Here is an 11,344-nt window from a genome sequence, read left to right on the forward strand (position 1 = left end):
CATCCACGAACTCACGCCGCACTCATTCTCAGGAATTTAGTCATGCAAATTACCCGCACCGTTTTTCGTGATGATCATGAAATGCTGCGCACCACAGTGCGCCGCTTCCTGGAGCGGGAGTGCACGCCCAGGCAGGCCGAGTGGGACAAGGCCGGCCGGGTCGACCGCGAAACATGGCTGAAGGCAGGCCGCGAAGGTCTGCTGTGCCTCACGTTGCCGACAGAATACGGCGGCGGCGGCGGCGACTTCGGCCACGCGGCGATCCTCAACGAGGAAGTCAACCGTGCCGGCTTGAGCGGTCTCGGTTTTGGTGTGCACTCGGACATCATCGCCCCGTACATCGCTCGCATTGGCAATGAAGAACAGAAGCAGAAATGGCTGCCAAAGACGTGTACCGGCGAGTCGATCCTCGCAATCGGCATGACCGAACCCGGCACCGGCAGCGATTTGAAGGCGATCCGGACCACCGCCGTGCGCGACGGCGACGAGTATGTCATCAATGGCAGCAAGACCTTCATCAGCAACGGTTTGAACGCCGACCTGATCATCCTGGTCTGCAAGACCGATCCCAGTGCGGGCTCCAAAGGCGTCAGCCTGATCGTCGTCGAAGCAACCCGCGAGGGATTCCGCCGGGGCCGCAAGCTCGAAAAAGTCGGCATGCATTCGCAGGACACGGCCGAGCTGTTCTTCGACAACGTGCGCGTGCCCGTGAGCAACCGTCTGGGTGAAGAGGGTAAGGGCTTCGCTTATCTGATGGGCGAACTGCCCCAGGAGCGGCTCTCGATCGCCGTCGGCGCGGCCGCAAGGCTCGAAGCCTGTCTCGAGCACACGATCAACTACGTCAAGGACCGCAGGGCTTTCAATCAGACCGTATGGGACTTCCAGAACACAAAGTTCAAGCTGGCCGACATCAAGGCACAGACAACCGCCGTGCGTGTGCTGGTCGATTACTACCTCGCCGAGCACGTGCGCCGGCGTCTCACGCTGGAAGAAGCCGCTATCGCCAAGCTGTTTGCCACTGAATCGCTCGGCAAGGCGCTCGACGACATGGTGCAACTGCACGGCGGCTACGGCTACATGCTGGAGTACCCGGTGGCCCGGGCGTTCGCCGATGCGCGCGTCAACCGTATTTATGGCGGCACGAGCGAGGTCATGCGCGACCTCATCTCCCGCAAGCTGTAATCCGTAATTCCCATACCAAGGAGCAATGATATGACTCGTAATGTCTTCGTCGCCGGCGTCGGCATGATTCCGTTCAGGAAGCCGGGCACCAGCGATCCCTACGACGTGATGGGCGCAGGCGCCGTGCGCGAGGCGCTGGCCGATGCCGGAATCGATTACGCGGACGTGCAGCAGGCCTACGCCGGCTATGTGTACGGAGATTCGACCTGCGGTCAGAAAGCGCTTTACCACGTCGGCATGACCGGCATTCCCGTCATCAATGTCAACAACAACTGTGCGACGGGATCGTCCGCGCTGTTCCTGGCGCGGCAGGCTGTGCAAAGCGGCGCGGTCGACTGCGCGCTCGCGGTGGGTTTCGAATTCATGCAGCCGGGCGCGCTGTCGTCGAAGTGGAACGACCGTGCGCCGGCGCTCGAACGTGCGCTCAGTCTGGTCAATGAACTGGTCGATCGCACCGATCTGCCGGGCGCGATTCGTCAGTTCAGCGGCGCCGGCCGGGCCCACATGGAAAAGTACGGCACGAAGCTCGAAACGTTCGCGAAGATTCGCGCAAAGGCGAGCCAGCACGCGTCGCGTAATCCGCTGGCCGTGTTCCGCACCGTCGTGACGCCGGAAGAAGTGCTGGCCTCGCCAATGATCTGGGAAGGTGTGCTCACGCGTCTGATGGCCTGTCCGCCGACCTGCGGCGCGGCTGCGGCCATCGTGGTGTCGGAGGAATTCGCCCGCAAACGCGGCCTGCGCACCGACGTGCTGATCGCCGGCCAATCCCTGACTACCGACCAGCCGAGCACGTACGACACGCGCGACATGATCCGCGTGGTCGGATTCGACATGACGCGCGCCGGCGCAAAGCTCGCGTATGAGCAGGCCGGCGTCGGCCCCGAAGACATCGACGTGATCGAACTGCATGACTGCTTCGCGCAGAACGAACTGCTGACCTACGAAGGCCTTGGTTTGTGCGGCGAAGGCGAGGCTGAAAAGCTCGTCAACGACGGCGACAACACCTATGGCGGCAAGTGGGTGGTCAACCCGTCGGGCGGCCTGCTGTCGAAGGGGCACCCGCTCGGCGCGACCGGTCTCGCGCAGTGCTATGAACTGACGCATCAACTGCGAGGTACGGCCGGGCAGCGTCAAGTGGAAGACGCGAAGGTCGCGCTCGCGCACAACCTGGGTCTCGGCGGCGCCTGCGTCACGACCGTGTACAAGGCCGCGTGATGCGCTGCTTCTGACGGAGTGTTCGACATGATCGATAAAAAGCACATCGGCAAGGTTATTCCCGCGTTTCGCACCGTGGCCGAAGCAGGCCGGTTGCGTTTCTTCGCCAAGTCGACCGGCGAAACCAATCCGGTTTACGTCGACGAATCGGCCGCGCGCGACGCGGGCCACCCCACCCTGCCGCTGCCCCCTACCTTCCTGTTTTCGCTGGAACTGGAACAGCCGGACAAGCGCTGGCGTGACGAGATCGGCATCCAGGTCGCGCGCATTCTGCACGGTGAGCAGTCGTTCACCTATCACCGGATGGCCTATGCCGGCGACGTGCTGCTGTTCGAATGCCGCATCGCCGACATCTACGACAAGAAAGGCGGCGCACTCGATTTCGTGGTGCGCGAGACGCGCGTGAGCAACCAGAATGGCGAGCATGTGGCCGATCTGCGCAGCGTACTGGTCCACCGCAACGGCTGAGGAGAAACACGAATGAGCACATTGTTCGATGCCGTCAAGGTTGGCGATACGCTGCCGCCGCTGACGCTCGCCCCCATCGACCGCACGACGCTGGCGCTCTTTGCCGGCGCCTCGGGCGATCACAACGCGGTCCATATCGACCTCGATTTTGCGCGCCGCGCTGGCATGCCTGACGTATTCGCTCACGGCATGCTGTCGATGGCGTACCTGGGACGCCTGCTGACCTGCTGGGCGGACCAGCGGCAACTACGGCAATTCAGCGTGCGCTTCGTCGGCATCACGCATCTCGGCCACCGCATCACGTGCAGTGGCCGGGTAGTCGGCAAGTTCGAGGCCGACGGCGAACGCCGCGTGAAAGTGGAGATTCAAACGGCCAATCAGTACGGCGAATCGCGCGTCCTCGGCGACGCCGTGATCGCCCTGTAACCATCAACCAAGGAGACGAAAACATGGGAAAACTTGACGGCAAGGTGGCGCTCGTCACCGGCTCGGGTCGCGGCATCGGCCGCGCGATCGCCGAGAAACTGGCAAGCGAAGGCGCACGCCTCGTGATCAACGACCTCGACGCCGACCCGGCGCACGAAACGGTCGAAGTATTGAAAAAGATGGGCGTGGAAGCTGTGGCGTGCCCAGGCAACGTGAGCGCACCGGATTTCGCCGAGCGATTCATCAACACGGCAATGAGCACGTATAACGGTATCGACATCCTCGTCAACAATGCCGGCTATACGTGGGACGACGTGGTCCAGAAGATGACCGACGAGCAGTGGTACGCGATCATCGACTGCCATATGACGGCGCCGTTTCGCATCCTGCGTGCGGCTTACCCGCACATCAAGGCGCTGCATGCCGCCGACAAGGAAGCCGGCCGTGACGTGTATCGCAAGATCGTCAACATCTCGTCGACGTCCGCGCTCAACGGTAATGCCGGACAGATGAACTACTCGTCGGCCAAGGCCGGTGTGATCGGCATGACCCGCGCGCTCTCCCGCGAATGGGGACGCTTCAACGTCAACGTAAATTGCGTGGCGTTCGGTCTGATCCACACGCGCATGACGAGGGCCGACGCCCACGCTGGCGCGACCGTCCAGATCGAAGGGCGTGATATCCGGGTGGGCGTCAATCCCGAGGCGCTGAAGACGCATGCGCAGCGCAATCCGCTCGGCCGCGGCGGCACGCCGGAAGAAGCCGCAGGCGGTGTCTACCTGTTCTGCTCGCCCGAGTCGAACTACATCACCGGCCAGACCATCGCGGTTGCGGGCAATCTGCAGTAATCCAAGGAGTCCGGCCAGGCCGCCGGACTTTTTTGCCACCGGCATGCGTCGAAACATTCGACACATGCCGGTTCTTTTTTAGCGGCTATCCGCTCGCTCCATCACGATGCAAGCTGGTTGCCAAACCCAAGTTTCTCTTCTGACGACACTTACGCTTCGGGCTGGTAGCCCAAGCCGTGTTCACGCATGCGTTCGACAGCGGCCGGGTCGAAACCCCAGTCGCGCAAGGCGGCAAGGCCATGTTCGCCGCGCTGCGGCGCCGGTTTCGCAATCGTCGACGGCGTCGCGGAAAAACGCGGCGCAGGCGCAGGCTGGACCACACCGCCCACCTCGACAAAGCTGCCGCGGGCGCGATGCTGGGGATGCGCGGGCGCTTCGGAGAAGCTCAGCACCGGCGCGACACACGCGTCGCTGCCGTCGAACACCGCGCACCATTCGTCGCGCGTACGCGTGAGAAACGCCGCGGCGAATCGCTCGCGCAACACCGGCCAGCCGCTGCGATCGTGTTGCGCCGGCAAGCCCGCCTCAGTGAGACCGAGCTTCGACAGCAGCTCCGCGTAAAAGCGCGATTCGACGGCGCCGACCGCCATGTACCCGCCATCTTTCGTACGATAGCTGTCGTACCAGGGCGTCCCGCCATCGAGCAGATTGCTGGCGCGTTCTTCCCGCCAGTTACCCGAAGCGAGCAGCCCCCAGATCACCGAACCCAACTGCGCGGCGCCTTCGATCATCGCGGCATCCACGACCTGCCCCTCACCGCCGCGCTGGACGTTGAACAGTGCTGCCACCACACCCAACGCCAGCAGCATGCCGCCACCGCCATAGTCGCCCACGAGGTTCAACGGCGGGACGGGCGGCCCGTCGGCGCGGCCGATGCCCGACAGGACGCCGGACAGCGCGATGTAGTTGAGATCGTGGCCGGCCCGCTCCGCGAGCGGCCCCGTTTGGCCCCAACCTGTCATGCGCCCATACACGAGCCGTGGATTGCGAGCCAAAGCGGCTTGCGGTCCAAGGCCGAGACGCTCCATCGTGCCGGGGCGAAAACCCTCGATCACGACATCGGCGCGCGATATCAGATCCAGTGCCGCCTCGACGGCCTGCGGTTGTTTCAGATCGAGCGTGACCGAGCGTCGACCACGCCCCGTGACGTCCGCGCGTTGGCCATTGGTCTTCGGTCCCAGGTCCTGGGGTGGAAGTGGCCGGTCGATACGCAAAACATCTGCGCCCATGTCGGCGAGCAACATGGCGCCAAACGGCCCCGGGCCGATGGCCTCGAATTCCAGCACGCGAATACCGCTCAAAACACCCATCGTTCCTCCACTGTCTTTTTTTGCATGACGGCGTGCGAACACACCGCTATGAGTCGGCACCGGCCTTTAAACCGGGATTGCCCAAGTGGAAGTAAACCAGAACAGTTGCAGGAGCGAACCACCCTGGCCGGGTGGCGAATGGGTCTATTGACCGCGCGGTATTGACGAAGTGGTTGTTGGCGGTCAGAACGCGGGTGTCGCAATCATCCGGGCAAAGCCGGGCAACGCGAGGTTTGCCTCAACCTCGCCGCCCGTCTTGCGACGCTATCGCACAGGCTGCGGTATCGTGCTGTGCACGATCCACGCCCGCACTATCCCTTGAACGACGGCGATCGTTTCTCAATGAACGCGGCGACGGCTTCACGATGATCGGCCGTCTGATGCGAAAGCGCTTGATACGCGGCCGACATTTCGAGCAACGTATCCAGACGGCAATGCATGCCTTCGCGCAGCAATCGCTTGGCGAGCCGCACGGCGTGCGGTGGATTGGCAGCGATCGAGCGCGCGAGACCCTGCGCGGTTGCGAGCAGCGCATCGTGCGGCACGACATGGGAAACCAGATTCCATTCGAGCGCCTGTTGCGCATCGATCATCTGGCCGGTGAAGGTCAACTCCGCAGCGCGCGACAAACCAATGATGCGCGGCAACAACCACGCGCCGCCGTCGCCGGGAATGATGCCCAGCTTGACGAAGCTCTCCGCGAACTTTGCAAGCTCGGACGCAATGCGGATGTCGCACATGCAGGCGAGATCGAGCCCCGCGCCGATCGCCGCGCCGTTCACCGCGGCGATCACCGGCACCTCCAGATTGAACAGCGCCAGCGGCAGTTGCTGAATGCCGCACCGGTAGTCCTGGCGAATCTCCATACCGGACACGCTGCCCGACGCATGCCGCTCCATGTCGTGGATATTGCCGCCCGATGAGAACGCCGTACCCGCGCCCGTCAGGATCACGGCCCGCACGGAGCGGTCGGCTTCGATGCGTGCAATCGCCCTCAGAAACTCCTGCACGGCCGTGTTGCCGGTGAGCGGATTGCGCCGTTCCGGTTCGTTCATCGTCAGCGTGACGACGTGTTCGTCCTGCTCGTAGTTCAGAAATTCGTTCATTGGATATCTCAGCGTCTATGCTGCTGTGAAGGTTTTCCCTCTGCGTTCGTGAGGCGCAGACAGACCAGCCGTTGCCTGTTCGCTCGCTCAGACAGCGATGCCGTACGGCGCGGTTCGCGCGAAGTCCACGATCGTCGCTTGCGTCTGCGTAAGAATCGCCTTCCCCACCATGCGATTCCAGAACGCCTCCGAGCCATCCGCCATGCGCCATTCGTGCAGCCTGCGCGTATAGCGTTGGAGATCATATTCGGCGGTGACGCCGATCGCGCCATGCAACGCATGCGCCGTCGACGCCACCAGCGGCACCGCCATGCTCGTGCGCGCTTTGGCGATCGCCGTCGCGAGTCTTTCGGGCGCGGCGCCTGCGCCGGAGAACGCCAATTCGGACGCCATACTCGCCGACGCCACCTGTTGGGCCATCACGCTCAACTGATGCTGCACGGCCTGGAATTTGCCTATCGACTTGCCGAATTGCGAGCGATCGTTGCAGTACTGCAAGGTCATTGCGAACACGCGATCCATCGCGCCGGCAATAGCAGTCGCATGAATCGCCGCGCTGAAAAGCAACACCTCTTCCCCATTCGAGCCAAACGGTAACGGAACGGCGTCACGGCGCCAGTCGAGCGTGCCGCTAACACTGCCGTGCACACCGCTTGCCTTGCGCTCGGCTCGCGCTGCATCAAGCAACAGCAGATCACCGTCGACATTGGCCAGCACGTGATCACAGGTCATGCCGAACGGCACCTGAGGCGCCTCCAGCGAGCCGTCCTCGCGACGACGGCACGCGCCAGCGAGCGCCGTCATGCCGGCAGGCGCCGCGACCTCCGTGTCGCGCAGTAGCGCGCGCGCCGCGATACTCTGTGCGAATGGCACGGGTACCGCATAGCGTCCAAAGGCCGTGAAAACCGGCGCGATGGCCGACAGCGACAGCCCAGCGCCGCCCGCGCTTTCAGGTGTCAGCAACGCCAGAAATCCGGCCTCCTCCACGGCGTCCCAGATAGACGCGGACGCACCGCCTTTCCCGATCGCACAGACTGCTTCGGATGTAGCGTGGTCGCGCAGGATAGCTTCGATGGCTTCGGTAAACATGCAGGTTTCCTTCCTGATCCGGATGGGTTAGCGCAAACCAAGACCACGCGCGATCATGCCGCGCAGCACCTCGCGCGTACCGCCGCGCAGCGAGAAGGTCGGCGAAATCTGGCTGAGGTAGGCCACCGTGCGATAGAGCTCGGGGTCGATGGTTTGTGCGGGATCCGCGCTGATCGCGGCCTCCAGTTGCGCGGGAATGGCCTGCTCGAATTCCGTGCCGATGTCCTTGACGAGCGCCGCCTCGACGACCGGGCTTTCGCCGTGCGCAAGTCTCGCCGTGACCGCGATCGACAGGCAGCGCAAAGTAGCCAATTGTGTCGCGAAGCTGCCGAGCAAGGCGAGTTCGGCCTCGTTCGCGCCGTGGCGTCGCAGATGCGCGCTCCAGCAGTCGAGCAGCACGACGCTTGAGTAAAGTCTTTCGGGACCGCTGCGCTCAAAAGCGAGTTCCGCCGTCACCTGTTGCCATCCGGCACCCTCGTCGCCAATCAATGCATCGTCGGCGAGCAAGACGTCGTCGAACGTCACTTCGGAGAAGTGGGCATCGCCGGTGAGGTCCTCGATCGGACGCACGGTCATGCCCGGCAGAGAGAGATCGACGATCAATTGCGACAGGCCCTTCTGCCGATCTTCCGGCACGCCTGACGTGCGCACCAGCGCGATCATGTACTGGCAGTGCTGCGCGTTGGTCGTCCAGATCTTGCGGCCGGTCAGACGCCAGCCACCTTCGCAGCGAACCGCACGCGTGCGCACGCTCGCGAGGTCGGAACCCGAGTCAGGCTCGCTCATGCCGATGCAGAAGAATGCGCTCGCGGCACAGATGCGCGGCAGATAGAAGTCCTTCTGCGCGTCGGTGCCGTAGCGCAAGATCAGTGGACCGCTTTGACGGTCGGCGATCCAATGCGCTGCGACCGGCGCACCCGCGGCCAGCAGTTCCTCGACCAGCACGAAGCGGCGGAACGCGTCCATGCCCGCGCCGCCGTAACTGGGCGGCAAGGTCAGTCCGATCCAGCCGCGCGCCGCGAGACGTCGGCTGAAGTCCGCGTCGAAGCCCATCCACGAACGGGCACGAACGTCGGCCGGTGCCGGCAGCAGGTGTTCGTCAAGAAAGTGCTTCACTTCCGCGCGGAAGGCTTCTGCTGCGGCGGGCAGCGCCGTCAGGTGGAAAGCATCCAACAGGTGGTTCACGTCTCACTCCAGATTTTTTAGTCGCCTCACCGCTACGGGCTATGAATCCGCGTTCTTGCCAAGCTGTTGCATGGAAAATCGTCGGTTCAGTTTGCTGCGTGAGTTTTCGCCGGAACGCTGTGCCCGTCATTCAGTGTGTGCCGTGCGGTGCATGCGATTCAATGCTTGCCGTACAACGTGACCACACACGCGCCACCAAGACCCAGATTGTGCTGAAGCGCGAGCTTCGCACCCGGCACCTGTCTTTGATCGGCGGTGCCGCGCAACTGATGGGTCAACTCGTAACACTGCGCAAGACCGGTCGCACCCAACGGATGCCCCTTGGAAAGCAGGCCGCCCGACGGATTGATCACCACTTTCCCGCCATACGTGTTGTCGCCGTCGCTGACGAACTTCTCCGCGCCGCCTTCCGGACAAAACCCGAGCGACTCGTAACAGATGACTTCGTTGTGCGCGAAACAATCGTGCAGTTCGCACACGTCGATGTCCTCCGGTCCGATGCCGGCTTTTTCGTAGACCTTGTTCGCAGCAGAGCGCGTCATGTGCGTGCCGACGTAATTGAGCATCGACGGCGGATCGAACGACGCGGGCGGATCGGTGGTCAGCGCTTGCGCGACGATCTGCACATCCGTGCGCAGGTTGTGCTTCTTTGCAAACTTCTCCGAAACGAGGATCGCCGCCGCGCCGCCGCACGTGGGCGGACAGGCCATCAGACGCGTCATCACGCCGGGCATCAGCACGGTGTCGTTCATCACGTCTTCGATCGTCACCTGTTTGCGAAACAGCGCCAGCGGGTTGTTCGCCGCGTGACGGCTCGCCTTGGCGCGCACTGCAGCAAAGGTTTCCATACGCGTGCCGTAGCGCTGCATGTGTTCGCGGCCCGCTCCGCCGAACGTGCGCAGCGCCTGCGGCAGATGCGCGAGGTCCGCGGTGAGGCCGTGCATGATCGGCACGAACCGCGCGCGCGTCACCGGCCGGTCGTCCCAGTGCGACTTCAACGCGCCCGCCTGCATCTGTTCGAAACCGAGGGCCAGCACACAGTCGGCATCGCCCGTGGCGATCGCCTGACGCGCGAGATAGAGCGCGGTCGACCCCGTCGAGCAATTGTTATTGACGTTGACGATCGGAATGCCCGTCATGCCGACTTCGTACAGCGCGGTTTGGCCGCACGTGGAGTCCCCGTAGACATAGCCTGCGAACGCCTGCTGCACGAGATCGTAGGCAATGCCCGCGTCGGCCAGCGCGCGGCGGGTCGCCTCGGCGCCCATCTCCGTATAGCTCTGGCTCGCGCCCGGTTTGGCGAACTGGATCATTCCGACACCCGCCACCAACACTTTTTCGCTCATGATGCTTCCTTAAAAGATATGGCGACTTACAGCTTGCGCGAGATCAGATCCCGCAGCACTTCGCTGGTCCCGCCAAAGATGCGCGTCACGCGCATGTCGGCGAAAGCGCGGGCAATCGGATACTCCAGCATGTAGCCGTAACCGCCATGCAACTGGACCATTTCATCGATGCACTTCCACATCGCTTCGGTCGCGAACAGCTTGGCGATGGCCGCCTCCTGCAGCGTGAGCTTGCGCTCCATATGCTCGCGGATGTAGTAGTCGACCAGCGTGCGCACTGCGACTGCCTGAGCCTTGACGTCGGCCAGTCTGAATTTGGTGTTCTGGAAGTCCCACACGGTTTGATTGAACGCGCGGCGGTCCTTCACGTATTGCAACGTCAGTTCGAGTTGCCGCTCCAGCTTCGCAGCGCAATACACCGCGATGATCAGGCGCTCCTGCGGCAGCTCTTCCATCAGGTGGATAAAACCGCCATTCTCGTTGCCGATCAGGTTGCTCGCCGGTACGCGCACATTGTCGAAGAAGAGTTCCGCGGTGTCGGCAGCAGCCTGGCCCACCTTCTCCAGCTTGCGGCCACGGCGAAAACCCTCGCGGCCGGTTTCGACCATGATGAGACTGACGCCTCTGGCGCCTGCCGACGGATCCGTTTTGCAGACCACCACCACCATGTCGCAGTTCAGCCCGTTCGAGATGAAGGTCTTGCTGCCGTTAATGACGTAGTCGTCGCCGTCGCGTACCGCGGTCGTGCGGATCGACTTCAGATCGGAGCCGGTGCCGGGCTCGGTCATCGCGATTGCGAGGATCTTCTCGCCCCGGCAGATCGGCGGCAGCCAGTTGCGTTTCTGCTCTTCAGTGCCCAGCCGCACGATGTAGGGTGCGGTGATATCGGAGTGCACGGAATAGCTGAAACCCGAGACGCCCGCGCGATGCAACTCTTCCGCGACGATCGCCGAATGGCCAAAATCGCCGCCTCCACCGCCGTATTCTTCCGGCACGGTCACACACAGCAGACCTTCCCGTCCGGCCTTCAGCCAGGTCTCGCGATCGACGCAGCCGGCCTCGTCCCACTGAGCCTGACGCGGCAGACACTCACGCTCGAAGAAACGCCGCGCAGTTTCACGCAGCATCTCGTGATCCTCGCGATACACATTACGCTTGACTTCCACCGC

11 protein-coding genes are annotated in these 11,344 nt (G+C 63.2%); 5 read left to right on the forward strand and 6 right to left on the reverse strand.

The window, feature by feature from the left end; translation table 11 throughout:
• Window positions 1–42: 42 nt before the first annotated feature.
• From PQQ95_RS34745 to PQQ95_RS34765, 5 genes are read left to right on the forward strand one after another with little or no spacing between them, the layout of a single operon-like run.
• Window positions 43–1,182: an acyl-CoA dehydrogenase family protein gene (locus PQQ95_RS34745; RefSeq protein WP_408446430.1), complete on the forward strand. Its 1,140-nt coding sequence runs from the start codon at window positions 43–45 to the stop codon at window positions 1,180–1,182.
• A gap of 30 nt (window positions 1,183–1,212) precedes the next feature.
• On the forward strand, window positions 1,213–2,397 hold the full coding sequence (locus tag PQQ95_RS34750; RefSeq protein ID WP_408446433.1) for a lipid-transfer protein: 1,185 nt from the start codon (window positions 1,213–1,215) through the stop codon (window positions 2,395–2,397).
• A 27-nt stretch (window positions 2,398–2,424) separates the two neighbouring features.
• Window positions 2,425–2,865 (forward strand): MaoC family dehydratase N-terminal domain-containing protein, encoded by a 441-nt coding sequence (locus PQQ95_RS34755; RefSeq protein WP_408446435.1) that lies wholly within the window; start codon window positions 2,425–2,427, stop codon window positions 2,863–2,865.
• 12 nt (window positions 2,866–2,877) lie between these two features.
• A complete protein-coding gene (locus PQQ95_RS34760; RefSeq protein ID WP_408446438.1) occupies window positions 2,878–3,291 on the forward strand; it encodes a MaoC family dehydratase in 414 nt (137 codons plus the stop codon).
• A gap of 23 nt (window positions 3,292–3,314) precedes the next feature.
• Window positions 3,315–4,139 carry an SDR family NAD(P)-dependent oxidoreductase gene (locus tag PQQ95_RS34765; RefSeq protein ID WP_408446441.1) on the forward strand — a complete coding sequence of 275 codons (825 nt, stop codon included), beginning with the start codon at window positions 3,315–3,317 and terminating at the stop codon, window positions 4,137–4,139.
• Window positions 4,140–4,288: 149 nt separating this feature from the next.
• Here the strand turns inward: PQQ95_RS34765 and PQQ95_RS34770 are convergent, their stop codons facing one another.
• From PQQ95_RS34770 to PQQ95_RS34795, 6 genes are all read right to left on the reverse strand, one after another.
• Window positions 4,289–5,449 carry a CaiB/BaiF CoA transferase family protein gene (locus tag PQQ95_RS34770; protein WP_408446444.1) on the reverse strand — a complete coding sequence of 387 codons (1,161 nt, stop codon included), beginning with the start codon at window positions 5,447–5,449 and terminating at the stop codon, window positions 4,289–4,291.
• A 311-nt stretch (window positions 5,450–5,760) separates the two neighbouring features.
• Entirely contained in the window at window positions 5,761–6,555 is a 795-nt protein-coding gene (locus PQQ95_RS34775; RefSeq protein ID WP_408446447.1) for a crotonase/enoyl-CoA hydratase family protein, read from the reverse strand.
• An 87-nt stretch (window positions 6,556–6,642) separates the two neighbouring features.
• Window positions 6,643–7,644: an acyl-CoA dehydrogenase family protein gene (locus PQQ95_RS34780; protein ID WP_408446450.1), complete on the reverse strand. Its 1,002-nt coding sequence runs from the start codon at window positions 7,642–7,644 to the stop codon at window positions 6,643–6,645.
• 27 nt (window positions 7,645–7,671) lie between these two features.
• Entirely contained in the window at window positions 7,672–8,829 is a 1,158-nt protein-coding gene (locus PQQ95_RS34785) for an acyl-CoA dehydrogenase family protein (protein ID WP_408446453.1), read from the reverse strand.
• 158 nt (window positions 8,830–8,987) lie between these two features.
• Window positions 8,988–10,175 (reverse strand): lipid-transfer protein, encoded by a 1,188-nt coding sequence (locus PQQ95_RS34790; RefSeq protein WP_408446455.1) that lies wholly within the window; start codon window positions 10,173–10,175, stop codon window positions 8,988–8,990.
• A 26-nt stretch (window positions 10,176–10,201) separates the two neighbouring features.
• Window positions 10,202–11,341: an acyl-CoA dehydrogenase family protein gene (locus PQQ95_RS34795; protein ID WP_408446458.1), complete on the reverse strand. Its 1,140-nt coding sequence runs from the start codon at window positions 11,339–11,341 to the stop codon at window positions 10,202–10,204.
• Between the last annotated feature and the right edge of the window lie 3 nt (window positions 11,342–11,344).

The organism is Paraburkholderia caffeinilytica, assembly GCF_046030355.1.
Classification (GTDB): Bacteria; Pseudomonadota; Gammaproteobacteria; order Burkholderiales; family Burkholderiaceae; genus Paraburkholderia; species Paraburkholderia caffeinilytica_B.